This window comes from Agrobacterium sp. 10T429 (genome assembly GCF_056393925.1).
The window spans coordinates 271,774-289,839 of the sequence record NZ_JBFTGV010000002.1 but is presented as its reverse complement, the minus strand read 5'-3'; the positions used below and the strand labels follow the sequence as shown (position 1 = coordinate 289,839).

At 59.3% G+C, this 18,066-nt stretch carries 14 protein-coding genes and 1 riboswitch; of the genes, 8 read left to right on the top strand and 6 right to left on the bottom strand.

What is annotated here, in order from left to right; genetic code table 11:
* Positions 1-49 precede the first annotated feature (49 nt).
* Positions 50-1,033, top strand: coding sequence for an N-acetyl-D-Glu racemase DgcA (gene dgcA, locus AC1DCP_RS06400; protein ID WP_065687322.1), 984 nt, complete (start codon positions 50-52; stop codon positions 1,031-1,033).
* A gap of 245 nt (positions 1,034-1,278) precedes the next feature.
* Here the strand turns inward: dgcA and AC1DCP_RS06395 are convergent, their stop codons facing one another.
* A complete protein-coding gene (locus tag AC1DCP_RS06395; protein WP_025593573.1) occupies positions 1,279-2,115 on the bottom strand; it encodes a UDP-2,3-diacylglucosamine diphosphatase in 837 nt (278 codons plus the stop codon).
* A gap of 229 nt (positions 2,116-2,344) precedes the next feature.
* On the opposite strand from AC1DCP_RS06395, the gene AC1DCP_RS06390 reads away from it, so the two are divergent.
* Together AC1DCP_RS06390 and AC1DCP_RS06385 are read left to right on the top strand one after the other, a co-directional pair.
* Complete coding sequence (locus AC1DCP_RS06390) at positions 2,345-4,660, top strand: NADP-dependent malic enzyme (protein WP_003515491.1); 2,316 nt, start codon at positions 2,345-2,347, stop codon at positions 4,658-4,660.
* A gap of 135 nt (positions 4,661-4,795) precedes the next feature.
* Positions 4,796-5,896: a DUF2865 domain-containing protein gene (locus AC1DCP_RS06385; protein ID WP_065687407.1), complete on the top strand. Its 1,101-nt coding sequence runs from the start codon at positions 4,796-4,798 to the stop codon at positions 5,894-5,896.
* Positions 5,897-5,965: 69 nt separating this feature from the next.
* On the opposite strand, the gene bluB is transcribed toward AC1DCP_RS06385, so the two are convergent.
* Both bluB and AC1DCP_RS06375 read right to left on the bottom strand, forming a co-directional pair.
* Positions 5,966-6,682 (bottom strand): 5,6-dimethylbenzimidazole synthase, encoded by a 717-nt coding sequence (gene bluB, locus AC1DCP_RS06380; RefSeq protein ID WP_025593576.1) that lies wholly within the window; start codon positions 6,680-6,682, stop codon positions 5,966-5,968.
* A 98-nt stretch (positions 6,683-6,780) separates the two neighbouring features.
* A riboswitch (cobalamin riboswitch) is annotated at positions 6,781-6,966 on the bottom strand.
* 128 nt (positions 6,967-7,094) lie between these two features.
* The gene (locus AC1DCP_RS06375) at positions 7,095-7,925 is read right to left on the bottom strand and encodes a TolB family protein (RefSeq protein WP_065687321.1); all 831 of its coding nucleotides are present in this window, start codon (positions 7,923-7,925) and stop codon (positions 7,095-7,097) included.
* Positions 7,926-8,117: 192 nt separating this feature from the next.
* Here AC1DCP_RS06375 and AC1DCP_RS06370 point away from each other — a divergent pair, with 192 nt between their 5' ends.
* Positions 8,118-8,495, top strand: a complete 378-nt coding sequence (locus tag AC1DCP_RS06370; protein ID WP_065687320.1) for a VOC family protein — start codon at positions 8,118-8,120, stop codon at positions 8,493-8,495.
* Positions 8,496-8,643: 148 nt separating this feature from the next.
* Here AC1DCP_RS06370 and AC1DCP_RS06365 read toward each other — a convergent pair whose 3' ends face one another.
* On the bottom strand, positions 8,644-10,323 hold the full coding sequence (locus tag AC1DCP_RS06365; RefSeq protein WP_065687319.1) for an NAD+ synthase: 1,680 nt from the start codon (positions 10,321-10,323) through the stop codon (positions 8,644-8,646).
* A gap of 231 nt (positions 10,324-10,554) precedes the next feature.
* On the opposite strand from AC1DCP_RS06365, the gene AC1DCP_RS06360 reads away from it, so the two are divergent.
* The 3 genes from AC1DCP_RS06360 (at position 10,555) to sthA (ending at position 15,084) form a co-directional block, all read left to right on the top strand.
* Entirely contained in the window at positions 10,555-12,495 is a 1,941-nt protein-coding gene (locus AC1DCP_RS06360; protein WP_065687318.1) for an LTA synthase family protein, read from the top strand.
* A 109-nt stretch (positions 12,496-12,604) separates the two neighbouring features.
* Positions 12,605-13,138 carry a DUF1003 domain-containing protein gene (locus AC1DCP_RS06355; RefSeq protein WP_065687317.1) on the top strand — a complete coding sequence of 178 codons (534 nt, stop codon included), beginning with the start codon at positions 12,605-12,607 and terminating at the stop codon, positions 13,136-13,138.
* 542 nt (positions 13,139-13,680) lie between these two features.
* On the top strand, positions 13,681-15,084 hold the full coding sequence (sthA, locus tag AC1DCP_RS06350) for a Si-specific NAD(P)(+) transhydrogenase (RefSeq protein WP_065687316.1): 1,404 nt from the start codon (positions 13,681-13,683) through the stop codon (positions 15,082-15,084).
* A gap of 201 nt (positions 15,085-15,285) precedes the next feature.
* On the opposite strand, the gene AC1DCP_RS06345 is transcribed toward sthA, so the two are convergent.
* Together AC1DCP_RS06345 and AC1DCP_RS06340 are read right to left on the bottom strand one after the other, a co-directional pair.
* Entirely contained in the window at positions 15,286-15,936 is a 651-nt protein-coding gene (locus AC1DCP_RS06345; protein ID WP_003515508.1) for a hypothetical protein, read from the bottom strand.
* Positions 15,937-16,190: 254 nt separating this feature from the next.
* Entirely contained in the window at positions 16,191-16,730 is a 540-nt protein-coding gene (locus AC1DCP_RS06340; RefSeq protein WP_476774189.1) for an AAA family ATPase, read from the bottom strand.
* Between the two features lie 299 nt (positions 16,731-17,029).
* Between AC1DCP_RS06340 and AC1DCP_RS06335 the strand changes: the two genes are divergently transcribed.
* Positions 17,030-18,019 (top strand): carbon-nitrogen hydrolase family protein, encoded by a 990-nt coding sequence (locus AC1DCP_RS06335; protein ID WP_080580983.1) that lies wholly within the window; start codon positions 17,030-17,032, stop codon positions 18,017-18,019.
* Positions 18,020-18,066: the final 47 nt, after the last annotated feature.

Below are 18,066 nucleotides of genomic sequence, written 5' to 3'. Positions count from 1 at the left end.
TAAATTTGGCGTCATGTGTCTTTTAACGCCTGTCAGGAAGTGAAAAAACATGCCCCGTTACCTTCAAGCCACAACAGAACGTTTCGCCGTTGCTGGCAGCTTCACTATTTCACGCGGCACTCGCACACATGCGGATGTCGTAACGTGCACCATCCGCGATGGTTCCTTTACCGGCAGAGGTGAATGTGTGCCCTACCCGCGTTATGGCGAAAGCATCGAAGGCGTTATCGCCGATATCGAAGCAATGGCTGAGCAGATTGCCAGCGGCCTGACACGGCATGAATTGCAGCAGGTGATGAAACCCGGCGCCGCCCGCAATGCAGTGGATTGCGCACTATGGGACCTCGAAGCCAAGATGAGTGGCAAAAGTGCTGCCGAACATAGTCTCGGACACGCGGCAAAACCGCTCGTTACCGCCTATACCATCTCGCTTGCCGACCCCGAGACCATGGCGGCTAAAACGGCGGAAAACGCTGGCCGCCCGCTGCTGAAGATCAAGACAGGAACGGCGGATGACGAGGCGCGCCTGCGGGCCGTGCGCACCGCAGCACCTGACGCGCGCATCATCATCGACGCCAATGAGGGCTGGAACGACGATAATATCGAATATTATCTGAAACTCGCAGCGGAACTGAACATCGCACTCATCGAACAGCCGCTTCCCGCCGGCAAGGACGCCATCCTGGCCCGCATCGACCACCCGGTCCCCATCTGCGCCGATGAAAGCGTGCATTCCACCAAGGACCTCGCCGACCTGCGCGACCGTTACGATGCGATCAACATCAAGCTGGACAAGACTGGCGGTCTCACGGAAGCACTTGTCATGAAGGCAGAGGCGGAGCGGCTAGGCTTCATCATCATGGTCGGCTGCATGCTCGGCACCTCGCTTGGCATGGCCCCCGCCGTTCTGGCCGCCCAGGGAGCCGCCTTCTCCGATCTCGACGGCCCGCTGATTCTCAGGCAGGACCGGCAGCCGGGCCTCGTTTACGAGGGTTCGCTGGTTTATCCGCCGCAGCCGGCGTTGTGGGGATAAGAGCCGTCGTTCGGGTTTCGTGTGAAAGCACTACGCCGCACATCGCAATAGTCTTTGCAGTATCACGTAAACTGTATGACCAGCCTTGCCTCACACTCGGCGTCATCCTCGGGCTTGTCCCGAGGATCTATCCACGTCGCGCGAAATCAATCGGTTGCAGATCCTTGAGACAAGCCCAAGGATGACGACAGAGAGCTGAACCATCCCGCGCTTAGGGATCGGCCTGCCTGTTGAACAAACCCCAATCAGGCCGCGTGCTTGCCAATCAGACCTGGAATATCCACCGGCTCCATCTCGTCCGATGTCTGCGAAGGGACATCGCTCGTCTGCATCCAGGTGATCAGCTCGAAAGTGCCATCGGCATTTTCGGCAATCGCCGTGCAGCTTTCCACCCAGTCGCCGGTGTTGATGTAGCGGATGCCGTCCATGTCTTCCATCACGGCGTGGTGGATATGGCCACAGATCACACCATCCACATTGTTGCGGCGCGCCTCGTCGGCCACTACGCGCTGGAACTCGCCGATGAAGTTGACGGCGTGTTTGACCTGCAATTTAGCCCAGGCCGAGAACGACCAGTAAGGCAGGCCGATGCGGCGGCGCACCGCAGCAAGGACGATGTTGATCGCAATCGCCGCGTCATAGGCCCAGTCTCCGAGATAGGCGAGAAGGCGGGCATTGCGCACCACCACATCGAACTCGTCGCCATGGATGATGAGGTATTTCTTGCCGTCTGCCGCCTCGTGGATCATGCGCTCGGCCACTTCGATACCGCCGAAATGCATGCCCGGAAACTCGCGCAGAAATTCATCGTGGTTGCCGGGAATGTAAACGATGCGCGTTCCCTTGCGGGCCTTGCGCAACAACTTCTGCACCACGTCGTTGCAGCCCTGCGGCCAGTACCAGCTGCGGCGCAGGCGCCAGCCGTCGATGATGTCACCGACCAGGATGATCGTATCGGCCTCGTGATGTTTCAGGAAGTCGAGCAAAAAATCCGTCTTGGCCGCCTTGGAACCGAGATGGACATCCGAAATGAAAAGCGTTCTGAACTGTCTGGTTTCAATTTGACCGGCCACGGATTTAATCCCCTTGTTCGGTTGCGTCCCTGCGGCTTTCTTCCCTCTCAGAACCAGACTCGTGTTGCAGCAACATGACAGTGGCCGGTTTTTGTATGGAATATGACTGATGGCATCACGAAAACGCGAATAAGCCATGCCCGCATTTGCATAAGGGGGCGGCAAATAACGGCTGTACCACGGGAAAGTTTGTTGTATTCAGAGGGCCGGAATTGAACCAGACATGACGGTGGAAGACATGACCTCTCACGATAAGAACAACACGCCCGCCAACACGGCAAAGGCCGACATCGAGGAACAGGCGCTCTTTTTCCACCGCTACCCGCGCCCCGGCAAGCTGGAAATCCAGGCCACCAAGCCCCTTGGCAACCAGCGCGATCTGGCGCTTGCCTACTCGCCGGGTGTCGCCGCCCCCTGCCTCGCCATCCATGAAAATCCGGAAATGGCAGCGGAATATACCGCCCGCGCCAATCTCGTTGCAGTGATTTCCAACGGTACGGCAGTGCTTGGCCTTGGAAATATCGGCCCGCTTGCGTCCAAGCCTGTTATGGAGGGCAAGGCTGTCCTCTTCAAGAAATTCGCCGGCATCGACGTTTTCGATATCGAGATCGATGCGCCCGGCATCAACGACATGGTCTCCACCATCGCAGCGCTGGAACCCACCTTCGGCGGCATCAACCTTGAAGACATCAAGGCGCCCGAATGTTTCGAGGTGGAGCGCCAGCTGCGCGAGAAGATGAACATCCCGGTCTTCCACGACGATCAGCACGGCACGGCGATCATCGTCGCCGCCGCCGTCACCAACGCGCTGGAACTGGCCGGAAAATCGCTTTCGAGCGTCAAGATCGTTGCGTCAGGCGCCGGTGCGGCAGCCCTTGCCTGCCTCAATCTGCTTGTCGCCATGGGCGCAAAGAAAGAAAACATTTGGGTCCACGATATCGAGGGCCTCGTTTATGACGGACGCAACTCGCTGATGGACGAGTGGAAGGAAGTTTACGCGCAAAAGACCGACAAGCGGGTTCTGGCCGACTCGATCGACGGCGCGGATGTCTTCCTCGGTCTTTCGGCGGCAGGCGTGCTGAAGCCGGAACTTCTGGAGCGCATGGCGGAAAATCCGCTGATCCTGGCGCTTGCCAACCCCAATCCGGAAATCATGCCGGAAGTGGCCCGCGCTGCCCGCCCGGATGCGATGATCTGCACCGGCCGTTCGGATTTCCCGAACCAGGTCAACAACGTGCTCTGCTTCCCCTATATCTTCCGCGGCGCGCTGGATTGCGGCGCAACCACGATCAACGAGGAAATGAAGATGGCCGCCGTGCAGGCCATCGCCGAGCTTGCCCGCGAGGAAGTCTCGGAAGTCGCCGCCAAGGCCTATAGCGGCGAAACGCCGATCTTCGGCCCGAACTACCTCATTCCCTCGCCTTTCGATCCGCGCCTCATCCTTCGCATCGCGCCGGCCGTTGCCCGTGCTGCCGCCGCAAGCGGCGTCGCCGCCCGGCCGATCAGCGATTTCGAAGCCTATCTCGACCAGCTGAACCGCTTCGTCTGGCGTTCCGGCTTCATCATGAAACCGGTCTTCAACGCCGCCAAGGTTGCCGAAAAGAAGCGCATCATCTTTGCTGAAGGCGAAGACGAGCGCGTGCTGCGCGCCGCCCAGGTGCTTCTGGAAGAAGGCACCGGCATCCCGATCCTCATCGGTCGCCCGCAGATCATCGAAACGCGCCTGAAGCGCTTCGGCCTGCGTATCCGCCCGAATACCGATTTTGCGGTGGTCAATCCCGAAGACGATCCGCGTTACCGCGACTACGTCGATGATTATTTCGCCCTCGTCGGCCGCGCTGGCATCAACCCGGAGGCGGCCCGCACCATCGTGCGCACCAACTCCACGGTCATCGGCGCGCTGTCGGTGAAGCGTGGTGAGGCGGATGCGCTGATCTGCGGTCTGGAAGGCCGTTACGACCGGCACCTGCGCGACGTGAACCAGATCATCGGCAAGCAGGAAAGCGTTCGCTCTTTCGCAGGCCTCAGCCTGCTCATCACCCAGCAGGGCGCGCTGTTCCTCACCGACACCTTCGTCAACAACGATCCGACCTCCGAAGAAGTGGCTGAAATGGCCATTCTCGCGGCAAAGGAAATCCGCCGCTTCGGCATCACGCCGAAGATCGCGCTCGCCAGCCACTCCAATTTCGGGTCGCGCGATTCGGAAAGCGCCCGCAAGATGCGCCGCGCCCTGAAGATCGTGCAGGCAGCGGCACCCGAATTGGAAGTGGACGGCGAAATGCAGGGCGGCTCGGCACTTTCGGAAGCGCTGCGCAAGCGCGCCATGCCCAACAGCGTGCTGACCGGCGAAGCGAACCTGCTGGTCTTCCCGAACCTCGATGCCGCAAACATCACGCTCGGCGTCACCCGCACGCTGACGGAGGGCCTGCATGTCGGCCCCATCCTGCTTGGCACGGCTCTTCCCGCCCATATCCTGTCGCCCAGCGTCACCTCGCGCGGCGTTGTCAACATGGCGGCCTTTGCCGTCGTGCAGGCATCGCACCCTTCGGTGTGATGAAGGCGTATTAACGCAGTTTTGAACATGCTGTTGCCGCATTGCGGCAACAGCTTATGTTATCTTCCTGAAACACGGATTTCCCGAAGCATAACACCCTCGCCACCGGCCGGGGACATCGAACGGATCGCACCATTGACCCGGCGCCGCAGCATTATCGGCCTCCTGCTTCCCCTTGTTTTCATCGCCCCGGCCGCTGCTTTCGCGGATCAGGTCTGCGATACGCTTTATGCGCAGCTGCGCGAACCGCCGCGTGTCATCGGCAACACAGCCGAGGTGCGGCGTTACGCCAATGCGCTCACCCGCCAGAACATCGAGATCCGCAGGATCAGGAACGATCTGCGCCGTTACGGCTGTTCATCCGCAAGCGTCACCGTTTATGGCAGCCCGAATGCCGAACTCTGCGCGGAAATCAGCGACGCGATGGCGGATGCGCAGAGCGAACGCGATGCCATCATCCGTGACCGCGACTATGCCATGGCGGCCCAGGGCAACGTTGATGGCGACATCAGACGCCAGCGCATTCTCGCCGCCCTTGACGCCAATGGCTGCAGCGCCATTCCGGAAACGGAAGCGCGCCAGCCGACGGCCCCCGATGTGGCACGTTACCCCGACGCCTTCGGCCAACAGAGCAATCCGCCGGGACAGGCAGGGCTTTCGCCCTACCCCAATGCCGCTGCGGAAGGCGGGCTCAGGACGCTGTGCGTGCGCACCTGCGACGGCTCGTTTTTCCCCATCGCTTCCAATGCCTCGCCGCTCGATTTCCGTGCGCAGGCCGAACAATGCCAGAAAATGTGCCCGGGTACGCAGACGGAGCTTTATTTCCACTCCATGACGGAGCAGGAAACGGCTGACATGGTCTCGGCTGAAACAGGAAAGCCCTACAAGGACCTGCCGACCGCCTTTGCTTATCGAAATGCCTCAACAAAAGCCCCAGGCTGCGCCTGCAACATGGCCGCCTATCACGAGGAGATGAAGCAGCAGGAGGCTGCGCGGCCGGAAGCTGAGAAACCCTATTCCAGCATCACGACCATTCCATCACCGCAAGGTGACACCCCCAAAAAACCCACCGAACTGCAGCAGGCCGCAAAGCCGCCGGAACAACCGGTTCCGGAACGCGACTATGACCCGAACAACAGCAGGGTCCGCGTCATCGGCCCTAAATTCCTGCCCGACCAGACAGGCCGGATCGACCTGAAGAACCCGGCGCTGAAGGGCATTCAGCCGCAGCAATAGCTCCCATCAAGCACGCGGTATGGAGTTGGCAACGCTCTATCTCACTCACAAGGCGGTCGCGTGTTCTCTTTACCGCCCGCCCCAGCGATTGCGAAACACCAGCTCCTCCAGCGGCACGCGCTGGCGCCACCCCTTCACCGCCAGTTCCGGCTCGGTATAAAGTGTATCGACGCGGCCGAGGCATAGCCAGGCGACGATCTCGATGTGGTCGGGGATCTCCAGAATGGTGCGAATGTCGCTATCGTGGAAAATGCTGACCCAGCCGACGCCGATGCCTTCGGCGCGCGCTGCAAGCCAGAGGTTCTGGATGGCGCAGACGGTGGAATAGACATCGGTGCGCGGATTGTGGGTACGGCCCAGCACCACCTTGCCGCCACGCGTCGGATCGCAGGTGACGCAGATGCTGAGCGGCGCCTTGCGGATGCCCTCGAGCTTGAGGCTGCGGTAAAGCGCCTGCTGCTCCCCCTCGAACATCGCCGCCGCCTCGCCATTGGCGCGGCTGAAGGCAACCCAGGCTGCCTGCCTGACCGCACCGTCAGTGACGAGCGTGAAATTCCACGGCTGCATGAAACCGACCGAGGGCGCGGAATGCGCCGCCTTCAGCAAGCGCTCGACCACATCTTCCGGCAATGGATCCGGAAGGAACTGGTCGCGCACATCACGGCGGGTTTCGATGGCACGGTAGATCGCCTCTCGCTCTCCCTCGGAAAACGGGTAGGCGGGCGAAAGCGCGTGATCGAATGCATTGGCGTCGAGCGAACTGGTCGCGAGTGGATCGGTCGGCATCGTCTATCCCCAACAATGCTGGCGCGCCGCCACGAAAACCGGCTCCGGTTTTCACCTGCACGACGCGCTGCTGCAACAACCTGCCGCCGTCCACGCGGTCTGGTCTATCCTGTCAGGCCGGTCTTCTGACTCGGCTTCATCCGCCCACTTTCGCCTTCCCGAATGGATTCAGTGGCATCAAGAAAAAGGGCATCCGCCTCACAGCGCTGGGCACGTTCCGGTCTTGCACCGGATTCCCGATTCTCCCGCCGTAAAGGGCGGGCACCTGACGAAGAAGCTTATGAGCAACAAAGATTGCAAATACAAGTATCTTGCGCAGCGATGCGGCAATGTGACCGTGGCCACCTCACCTGCGTATTGCGGCCTTCAGCCGCCTCGCAGACGCGCGCCGGCTGAAGCACCCCCTACCGCATCACCCAACGGGAAGATACCGCACATAAGCGAACTCATCCCCGTCCGGTGACCAGTTGGGCGAATTCATCGTTCCCTGCCCGCCGAAAAGGTCAAACAGCGTTTCGGCATTGCCGCCATCCATATCCATCAGCCGCACGCGCACGTTGAGGTCGCGCGGATGGTCGAAGACATCGGCGTCGTAGGAGACGAAGACGACTTTGTCACCGCTGGGAGACGGATGCGGGAACCAGTCGCCATAGACGCTGTCGGTGATACGCTCGACGGCCGAGCCATCCACCCGCACGCGCCAGATCTGCATCTGGCCGGTGCGGCTGGAGTTGAAATAGATCCATTCTCCATCCGGCGAATAATCCGGCCCGTCATTGCGGCCCTCACCATGGGTAAGGCGTGTCTCAACGCCGCTGTCTATGTCCATGGAATAAATATCGAAAACCTGATCGCGAATGCCGCAATAGGCGAAACCTTTCCCGTCCGGTGACCAGCCGTGCCAGTAGGACGGAAGGTTCCTAGTCATCAGACGCGGCGTTCCGCCCGTCGAAGGCAGCAGATAGATGGCACTCTTGCCGAACTCCACCTTGTCGGAAATGGCATAAAGCGAACCGTCAGGCGAAATGCCGTGGTCATTGTTGCAGATTGTCGCAAAGCCGGTATCGACCTTGTCCGGCGAAGGGTCGCCGGCAAGTGACAGGCGGTAAAGCAGGCCATCGCAGTTCAGAAGCAGGTATTTCCCGTCCGGCGACCAGTTCGGAGCCTCGAACAGCTCCGGCGTCTGCCAGACCACCCGCATCTGCCGAGTGCGGATGTTGAAGATTTCGATGGAACTGCGCATGCTGCCTCCCGGGCCTGTCGATCGTCTGGCGTGGAGCGTTGAATGGCACAAACATTCCGTTTGCATCCGCCACCGCCGTGATTATGATCCTATTGCCGCAGGCACCGCCCTGCAAATTCAAATAGGAAAAAACAGCAGCGTTCCGGCACCGCCCGCACCCCTGCCCGTTTCTCCCAGATCCGAGGTTCCGCGATGAACAACATCGCCGATCACGGCATCCGCTTCGGTCGGATCGCCGCAATGCTTCCTGTCAAGAATATCGAGAAGGCCCATGACTTTTATGTCCGTGTGCTGGGCTTCGAAAAGACCTTCGAAAACGGCAACCCTGTCGGTTTCCTGATCCTGAAACAAGGTAATGCAGAGTTGCACCTGACATTGCAGTCGACGCACAAACCGGCCCCCTTCAATGTGGCGCATATGCTGGTCAGCGACGCCGACGCGCTGCACGCGCTTTGCAAAAGCCACGGGCTTCGCATCATCAAAAGTCTGCAGGACAAGGATTATGGCCTGCGGGCCTTCGTTTTCGAAGACCCGGATGGCAACCGCATCGATGTGGGGCAGGTTATTTAACGAGATAGGGAAACGGCGCGGCGTGTCCGCGCCGTTGGAGGAAAAGGATGCTTCTTTGACATCGATATATGGCGAAGTCGCAGCATCTGCACTCCGTCACCCCGAACTAGATTCGGGGTCCAGCAAGCTCCCCCATGCCCTCCTTCGACTACCTGTCCCTGAACCGGTTGGTAATCGGATAACGGCGATCGCGGCCGAAGTTCTTCTTGGTGATCTTCACCCCGGGCGCGGATTGGCGGCGTTTGTATTCGGCGAGATAGAGCAGATGCTCGATCCGGTGCACCGTCGCGATATCATGGCCACGCGCGAGGATTTCCTCGACCGACATTTCCTTTTCCACCAGGCACTCCAGAATATCGTCCAGCACCGGATAGGGCGGTAGCGAATCCTGGTCTGTCTGGTTGGGTCGCAATTCAGCGGATGGCGCCTTGGAGATGATATTGGCGGGGATCACTTCGCCGGATGGCCCGAGCGCGCCCGGCGGCACATGGGAATTGCGCCAACTGGAGATGGCGTAGACCTGCATCTTGTAGAGGTCCTTGATGGGATTGAAACCGCCATTCATGTCGCCATAAAGCGTCGCATACCCCACCGACATTTCCGACTTGTTGCCTGTTGTCACCACCATCGAGCCGAACTTGTTGGAAACAGCCATGAGAATGGTACCGCGTGTACGGCTCTGCAGGTTTTCTTCGGTAATGCCTTCTTCCGTGCCTTCGAACATTTCCGAAAGCGACGACAGGAACCCATCCACCGGTTCGGCAATGGGCACGATATCGTAACGGCAGCCAAGTGCCTTGGCGCAATCGGCTGCGTCCTTCAGCGAATCCTCGGAGGTGTAACGATAGGGCAGCATGATGCAGCGCACCCGCTCTTCGCCCAGCGCATCAACAGCAAGCGCAGCGCAGATCGCCGAATCGATACCGCCGGAAAGGCCGAGAACCACGCTCTTGAAGCCGTTCTTGTTGACGTAATCGCGAAAGCCCAGCATGCAGGCCCGGTAATCCGCCTCCTCGCCTTCAGGGATTTTCGAGAAAGGACCGCTCTCGCAGCGCCAGCCTTCTGCGGTGCGTTTCCAATCGGTGACGGCAAGGGTCGCCTCGAACTGGCTCATCTGGAAGGCAAGGGTCTTGTCGGCATTGAAACCGAAGCTCGCGCCGTCGAAAACCAGCTCGTCCTGCCCGCCAAGCTGATTGGCGAAGACCAGCGGCAAGCCGCTTTCGATTACTTGCTTCAGCGCCACCTGATGGCGCACATCCAGCTTGCCGCGATAATAGGGCGAACCATTCGGCACCAGCAGGATTTCCGCCCCGCTTTCGGCAAGCGTTTCGCACACACCCATGTCGTTCCAGATTTCCTCGCAGATCGGAATGCCGATCCTGACACCGCGGAAATTATAGGGACCGGAGATCGAACCTTCGGCGAAAACACGTTTTTCATCGAACTCGCCGTAATTCGGCAGGTCAATCTTGTCACGCAGCGCGATGATCCTGCCGCCATCCAGAAGCGCAACCGAATTGTGCCGGCCCGTTTCACCCTGACGCGGAAAACCGATGACGACGCCCGGCCCGCCATCGGCGGTTTCCGCCGCCAGTTCTTCCACGGCCTTCAGGCACGCTTTCAGAAAAGCCGGCTTCAATACCAGGTCTTCCGGCGGATAGCCGGATATGAACAGCTCGGTCAGAAGCAGGAGATCGGCACCCTGCGTCGCCGCATCGGCCCGTGCTTCACGCGCCCTGGCGAGATTGCCCGCCACGTCGCCAACAGTCGGATTGAACTGCCCGACGGCAATTCGAAGATGGTTTTTGATGTCGTGTCTGTCGCTCATGGCTTTTCAATACCGCGCCCGTGCCCGCTCCGCAACGCGGCAATTGCATGCCGCACCACCTTGATAGGATGAAGCCGCAACCGGCATTCACGCTAAGGTTATCACCGCACCGGCCACACTCCGCAAAGTTCATGTCGCGTTCATCGCGCTTATGTGACAGTTACATGACAGTTTTGCGACGCCCCGATTCACCTCCCCGAATTGCGCGGTGTCGCCTCGTAATACCGGAGTATGAGTTTGAGAAATTCGGCGCCAAAAACAACGGCTTCCGAAAAGGCTGATTTTGTCTTTTCGCCTGCATGGACGCGGAGCCTTTCCAAGCTTTCGGGTAAGGCCTACACGCTTGCCAATCTGACATTTTCGTCGGTCGTGCTTGTCGTCGCGCTGGAATGGATCGCCCGCGGTTCGCTAGTTGATGTCGGCACCTTCCTCACCTCATCCGCCCGCCCCGGCATGACCACCATCGCCGCCGTGCTGCTGCTGCTCGTAGCGCTGGATTCCATCCTCGGCCGCCGTTACCTGTCGCTCATCGCCGTTGCGCCGCTTTGCGCGCTGACAGGGCTGATTTCCGCGCAGAAACAGACCTATCTCTCCGATCCGCTTTATCCCTCCGACCTGCTGTTCGGCCGGCAGATCCTCGAGCTTCTGCCCACCATGCTGAAAGCCCAGCCGCTGACGGCCGTGCTGGTCGGCCTTGGCCTTTGCGCCACGGTTGCGGCCCTTTCCACCCTGTGGCTGCTGGCGCGGCGTTATTCGCCGGGCTTGAGCTGGCGCGAACGCGCCGCAGGTCTTGTGCTGGCGCTGCCGCTTCTGGCCGGCCTCGCCTCGCTCATGGACTATTCGCATTATTCGTGGGTGCGCGATCGTCTCAACATCATCCCCATGATGTGGGATCAACAGGAGAATTACCGCCATAACGGTTTCCTGATGGCCTTTGCCTTCAATATTCCCATGGCCAACGTCTCGGCGCCGCAGGGTTACGGCCAAAACAGCATCGCAGACCTGACCTCGGAACCCGCCGCCTTTGCCGCCAACACGGGCGATTACCCTGATGTCATCATGTTGATGAGCGAATCGCTGTGGGATCCGACACGGCTTGAAAACGTGAAGCTCTCTGCCGATCCGATGCCCAACATCCGCGCCAAGCAATCCGGCAACGTGTTCTCGCCGGAATTCGGCGGCATGACGGCGAATGTGGAATTCGAGGCGCTGACCGGCTTTTCCAACGCCTTCCTGCCCTATGGCAGCATTCCCTACCAGCAATATATCCGCCGCCCGGTGCCCTCGCTTGCCAGCTTCTTCCGTGGCGAAGGGTATTCGGCAATCGCCATGCATCCGTTTCAGGAATGGTTCTGGAACCGCAAGGAAGTTTACAGGAATTTCGGCTTCGAGGAGTTCCGCTCGGAAGAGACATTGCCGCCCATGGAAAAGCGCGGCAACTTCGCCTCCGACGACGCGCTGATGGACCAGATCATGGTGGCCGCGGACGATGCGCGCAACCCGCTCTTCCTCTTCGCCGTCACCCTGCAGGGACACGGACCTTACGAGGCGGGCCGTTATGCCAGCGACACCATCGGCGTAGAGGGCGATCTTTCCGCTTCCGCATCGCAGGCGCTTGGTACCTATGCGCAGGGCGTGGCGGAGGCCGACGACGCCCTTCTGAAGCTGATGCGCTGGGCAAAAAAGCGCGAGCGCGAAACCATCATCGTGCTCTTCGGCGATCACCTGCCGCCGCTTGGCCAGACATTCGTGGAAAGCGGCTACATGCCGGGCATGGTGGCCAGCCGCCGCGCGCCGCTGGAAGTCATGAAAAAGGAACACGAGACGCCGCTCGTCGTCTGGTCCTCGAAGACGGGCGTGCGCAAGAATATCGGCACCATCAGCCCGGCGCTGTTGCCCTATCACGTACTGAAAACAGCCGGTTTCTCAGACCCCTTCTATACGGGGACTTTGGGTGAAGTGCAGGATGCGTTTTCCGTCGTCGACCGGCATATGCTCGTGGCAACGGATGGCAAGGCCCTGCCCGACTGGTCGATTTCACCCAATTCCATTCCGGACGTGGTGCGCAATTATCGCCTGCTGCAATTCGACATGATGTTCGGCGAGCAATATGGCCGAGAGCGCTTCTTCCCCGGCTTCAACTGGGTAAATGACGCTACACCCTCCGTCTGATGGGGCTGGATGTCTAAACGGCATGGCAGCGGAAATCGTTTGAATTCCTTTGCCATGCGGGTTTATCTCGACAGGGCCGTAACGAACCATCAGCACCACGAGAAGCACCGTGTCAGACATCTCCGACTATATCGTTTCGCACTTCAAGCGCTCCTCCCGGGAAATCGGCGAGGTCGAGCGTCGTATTCTGGAACTGTCGCACCAGAAAAAGCTGGTCTCGACCGACACCAATGCGGAATTTTCCGCCGGGGCAAACCTGGGCGACAGGCTGGCCGACAGCATTGCAAGGGTTGGCGGCTCCTGGGGATTTATCCTCAGCTTCTGCTTTTTCCTGGTGTTCTGGGCAATCATCAACACCATCGTGCTGACGACGCGGGCCTTCGACCCCTACCCCTTCATCTTCCTCAATCTTCTGCTCTCCATGCTCGCGGCCATTCAGGCGCCGATCATCATGATGTCGCAGAACCGGCAGGCCGCCCGCGACCGCTTCGAGGCCGCCAAGGATTATGAGGTGAACCTGAAAGCCGAGCTTGAGGTGCTGTCTCTGCACGAAAAGATCGACGTGAAGGTACTGGCCGAACTGGCAGCACTCAGGCAGGACCTCGCTGCCCTTCACCGCCATGTGACCCGGAAAGGAGACTGACGAGAAAGAACCGGCGCGCGAAAATCCATCCCCGCTTTTCCCCGCCCCGCCTTACCCTGTTATCTTGAATGCAGTCCTGCCGGGTAGACGCCAGACGTGGCGTAAACCGAAGGACGGTCCTGGTGGTGGGAACGGTGGCACGTTCATGGTGACAGGACCATTTCGCAAAAGGCCGTGCACTGCCTCTTGCGAAATACGGCTTTCTGGAATGCCCGGTCGCGCAAGCATCCGTCCACTCCAACCCCAATCAGCGCGTGACCGGGCAAAACCCGTCTGAAACTACGAAAACCCGACGGCGAAGGCCGTGCCGGGCGCAAAGGCGCATCTTTGCGTCGCAAAACGACAAGCGGGCAAAACGGTTACGAATCCGTCAGATTATTGCGCTACAGATTGACGCAGGCGTTTGTTGCATTGCACTCTCGTGTGCAAGGCTGACAAGGGAATCACTTCCCCTGGTCAAAATGGCATCACGACCATTTCGCGGCAGCGCCATCCCGGATGCGACATCCGGTCATTGCAATACATTCTGTTCCGGGGTTTTCATGTACCAGTTCGATCTGATTGTTATCGGCAGCGGTCCGGCGGGAAGACGCGCCGCCATCCAGGCCGCCAAGCTCGAAAAGAGGGTTCTGGTCATCGAGAAGGGCAGCCGCGTCGGCGGCGTTTCGGTGCACACAGGTACCATCCCTTCCAAGACATTGCGCGAAACCGCGCTCAATCTCACCGGCTGGCGCGAACGCGGTTTTTATGGCCGCTCCTACCGCGTCAAGCAGGAGATCGACGCGGACGATCTGCGCCGCCGCCTGCTGATCACGCTCGACCACGAGGTCGAGGTGCTGGAACACCAGTTCGCCCGCAACCGCGTGCAGCACATTCGCGGCACGGCAAGCTTCGTCGATGCCAACACGGTGAAGGTGGTGAAGAACGACGGTGAAGTCATGAACGTCACCGGCGCTTCCATTCTGCTCGCCATCGGCACGCGGCCCTACCGGCCACCGCATATTCCCTTCGACGGCGCGGCAGTGCTCGATTCGGACGAGATACTCGAGATCAAGGAACTGCCGCGCTCCATGGTCGTTGTCGGCGCGGGCGTCATCGGCATCGAATATGCCACGATCTTCAGTGCGCTCGACACGCAGGTAACGGTGGTTGAACCGCGCGAAACCATGCTGGAATTCATCGACAAGGAAATCGTCGAGGACTTCACCTATCAGTTGCGCGACCGTAACATGAAGCTGGTCTTCGGCCAGAAAGCGGAAAAGGTGGAGCGCGACGACAGCGGCAAGTGCCTCGTTTCGCTCAGCAACGGCCGCGTCCTTAAAGCCGAGACGGTGTTGTTCGCCGCCGGACGCGTCGGCGCAACCGATACGCTCAATCTTTCCGCCTGTGGGCTGGAAGCCGACAGCCGCGGCCGCCTGAAGGTCAATCCCGAGACCTTCCAGACAACAGTGCCGAACATTTACGCCGCCGGCGATATCATCGGTTTCCCGAGCCTCGCCTCCACCTCGATGGAACAGGGCCGTATCGCCGCCCGCCACGCGGTCGGTGCACCGGCCGGTGAACCGCCGCAGTTCTTCCCTTACGGCATCTATGCCGTTCCGGAAATCTCCACCTGCGGCCTGACGGAAGAAGAAGTCACTGAACGCCACATTCCCTATGAATGCGGCATCGCCCATTTCCGTGAAACCTCACGCGGCCATATCATGGGTCTCGACAGCGGGTTGCTGAAGATGATCTTCTCGCTGAAAACCCGCCGTCTGCTCGGCGTCCACATCGTCGGCGAAGGTGCCACCGAACTGGTGCATATCGGCCAGGCGGTGCTGAACCTGAAGGGTACGGTGGAGTATTTCGTCGAGAACACCTTCAACTATCCCACGCTTGCCGAGGCCTACAAGATTGCCGGTCTCGACGCGTGGAACCGCATGGGTGAGCTGAAGAAGGATTGAGGTTGGCTGTTGCGGGTGGAGATCGTTTGCAATGTGCGCAAACCTCTCCTCCGTCATGCTCGGGCCTGCCCCGAGCCTCTGCAACGTCGCGATTTTATGCGACGTGATTAGATCCATGGGACAAGCCCAAGGATGACGCCGAATGCGACGCAAGAACGTCCATCACTTTCTGCTCATCCATACGATAACCGGTGACGCCCCTCACCACCGAATACTATACCGCGCACTCACACCCGGCCGAAAATGATCCGCATATCCCTGATCGAGCGTTCCGCGCACTGTCAGGTGATCGCCGATCTTCTGCTCCACGGCCACGCCGCTGCTGAACTCGTTGAAGCTGTTGCGGCTTGCCCCCGTCAGCACGAAAGCCGTGCCGGTTTCCGAGCGGGAAAGACGCAGCGACTGCGATACATCCAGGCCGTTCCATTGCTGCGCCGTGCCGTCATAACGCACCGTGAAATTTCGGTTGGCCTCGATATCCAGTTCCGGCGTAACGATGCGTTTCTGTCGCGACGTCATGGAAACGCTGCTCGACCCCGTCAACGCGTTGAAGAGGACACCGACATCACGGGCAAGCGAAACACCGGGCAGCTGCTCCGCCAGCAGCGTGACATTGCCCCACAACCTTACTGGCGTATCCACCACCTGCCCCGTCCTGGAGGCATTCATGCCCATTTCCAGCCCCGCCCGGATCGGCGTCTCGACCGGCAGCTTCGCGCCGATACGCGCCGTATAGGAACGATCGGAATTCTTGACCGGCTTCCAGATCAAACCAGCCTCATCGGCATGGGCGTTGGTGCCAATCGCGGCGAACAGAGAGAACAACAGGGCGAAGCCCGTTCGTGGCGACATATCTTGTCCCCTGGCAAATTAAGGGCGCACCGGGTGAACCCGGCAGGCACGGTAAAAGCTTAAGGCCAAAGGTTTTGGCAGCGATGATAGCCGCGCGTTGGCGGCCATGTTTCCTTGACGGCTGCACAGGCAGCCAAGGCAAATCATGCTGCGCAGGGTGCCAGATGAACGGGAGATGAACAAGAGCAGATGCAGCAAAAAATCATGCTGCACTGCATTGTGATCAAAACGAAGGTGACGGGAAGATCAGCGTCTTAATTTCCTGCCTTCGGAACATTGCAACGAGCCAGAATATCATCCACCACCACTCCCAAAGACCTCGATGAATCAATGGCAGATGCACGGACTGGAAGGTCTTCTTTCGTTGCGTGGAGTTGCAGGACAAATTGTCTTTCGGCCAGATTGCCACCGAACTCATCCTCGGGCCTGGCAGCCAGCCGTCTTTGTAAGGTCGCTGCATCGACATCCAGAACGAAGACCTCATCGAACAGATCTACAAAGCGTCGAAAATTTCTCGATCCGCCACAGAAGAAGGTGACCGCGTGCTCTTGATCAGCCACAAGCTGCCGAACTTTTTCGACATTCCAGATGTGATGTCGGTGACGGAAGGCGATTTTTGTGTCGTCGCTCTGAAACAGCGCGACATCCATGGGTTCGCCCGTTTCGGGGTCGCCTTTGTAAGCCAGTTCACGGTCGCCGTGAATCACATGAAAGCCGCGTTGCTGAAGTTCCGTTGCAACCGAGGTTTTACCAGCCCCGGAGACACCCTCGATCAAATAATTTCTTCTGCCCATCGCCGCGACTGCCCAACGCCCTGTCATGCCTTCTGAAGATAATAGTCGAGAAAGACTTGAAGATGTCGGAGTGTCGAATTCTCCGGTTCATGTAATGCGAAATTGCGGTCGCTTGACGACTCAACGTTTTCCCACTGATAGTGACAAAAAGGCGAAGCCTGCGCCTAACCTCCCAGACCTTCCCCAGCATGGTCTTGAACGGAGGCAAAGGGACTGTCGTTGTCTCAGGCTACTGTCTTGGTCCGATCGTTTCGGGCGGGTTGCTGGGGAATCGCGTCCGGGACGTGAAAGGCCTGATCATGACGCAAAATAATAATTTCAAACGCCGCGTAAGAGCTCGTGCAGCGAAAACCGGCGAGTCCTATACGGCGGCGCTCAAGCATATCCGCCGAACTCCCGACATGCCAGTTAGCCCTTCTTTACGAATGGCTGTCGCGCAAACGTCGCTGGTCGACGACCCTCGTATGGTTTCGGCACTGAAAGCAGCCGGGCAAGAAATACGTCGCCTCATGTGCGATGCCCATAAGGCCGGCGCCCGTCTCATCCATTTCCCGGAAGGGGCAACGTGCTGGCCCAATAAACGCATCATGTCCGAAACTGGGCCGAGAGAAATCGGGCCTTCCGACTGGACGCGCTTTGAGTGGGAAACTCTGCGCAGAGAACTGGAAGCGAGCAGAAAACTGGCGCGAAGGCTGAAGCTTTGGACGATTCTCGGGTCCGTCCATCAGCTTACTGCGCCACATCGACCGTATAACAGCCTGTACGTCATCTCCGATCGCGGGAAGCTTATAACTCGCTACGATGAGCGCCTGCTGTCGAACACCAAAATCTCGTTCATGTACTCGCCGGGAACTGTACCGGTGACGTTTGAAATCGATGGCTTCCGTTTTGGTTGCGCGCTCGGCATGGAGGCGCACTACCCAGAAATATTCATGGAATACGAGACGCTGAACGTCGATTGCGTGCTGTTTTCCACCGCAGGTGATGGCCCGTCCAATGCCCCGGCATTTGCAGCCGAAATATTGGGGCATGCGGTGAGCAACACCTATTGGGCCAGCTATTCCACCCTGGCGGCTCAGAGTACAGCTGCTCCCTCGGGAATCGCCGCACCGGATGGCCGTTGGGTGGCGCAATGCCCGATGAACGGTTTACCGGCTATCGCAATAGCAGACATTGCTATCGATCGTGAAAATCCCGCACGACCATGGCGGCGAAAAGCCCGCAGCGATCTATATGCGCCTCATCAGGTGAATAATGATCCCAGAAGCGATAGCCGGGAGCAATTTTAACAGGCGAGATCGGTCAGCGGCGCGGTTTGGGCCCGCTGGCCACCGCG

What these genes read in the sequence shown, in the direction of transcription:
- AC1DCP_RS06340 (WP_476774189.1), bottom strand. Translation starts at nt 16,730, where the DNA reads ATGGGCAGAAGAAATTATTTGATCGAGGGTGTCTCCGGGGCTGGTAAA.
- AC1DCP_RS06365 (WP_065687319.1), bottom strand. Translation starts at nt 10,323, where the DNA reads ATGAGCGACAGACACGACATCAAAAACCATCTTCGAATTGCCGTCGGG.
- dgcA (WP_065687322.1), top strand. Translation starts at nt 50, where the DNA reads ATGCCCCGTTACCTTCAAGCCACAACAGAACGTTTCGCCGTTGCTGGC.
- AC1DCP_RS06375 (WP_065687321.1), bottom strand. Translation starts at nt 7,925, where the DNA reads ATGCGCAGTTCCATCGAAATCTTCAACATCCGCACTCGGCAGATGCGG.
- AC1DCP_RS06335 (WP_080580983.1), top strand. Translation starts at nt 17,030, where the DNA reads ATGACGCAAAATAATAATTTCAAACGCCGCGTAAGAGCTCGTGCAGCG.
- AC1DCP_RS06345 (WP_003515508.1), bottom strand. Translation starts at nt 15,936, where the DNA reads ATGTCGCCACGAACGGGCTTCGCCCTGTTGTTCTCTCTGTTCGCCGCG.
- AC1DCP_RS06370 (WP_065687320.1), top strand. Translation starts at nt 8,118, where the DNA reads ATGAACAACATCGCCGATCACGGCATCCGCTTCGGTCGGATCGCCGCA.
- bluB (WP_025593576.1), bottom strand. Translation starts at nt 6,682, where the DNA reads ATGCCGACCGATCCACTCGCGACCAGTTCGCTCGACGCCAATGCATTC.
- AC1DCP_RS06360 (WP_065687318.1), top strand. Translation starts at nt 10,555, where the DNA reads ATGAGTTTGAGAAATTCGGCGCCAAAAACAACGGCTTCCGAAAAGGCT.
- sthA (WP_065687316.1), top strand. Translation starts at nt 13,681, where the DNA reads ATGTACCAGTTCGATCTGATTGTTATCGGCAGCGGTCCGGCGGGAAGA.
- AC1DCP_RS06390 (WP_003515491.1), top strand. Translation starts at nt 2,345, where the DNA reads ATGACCTCTCACGATAAGAACAACACGCCCGCCAACACGGCAAAGGCC.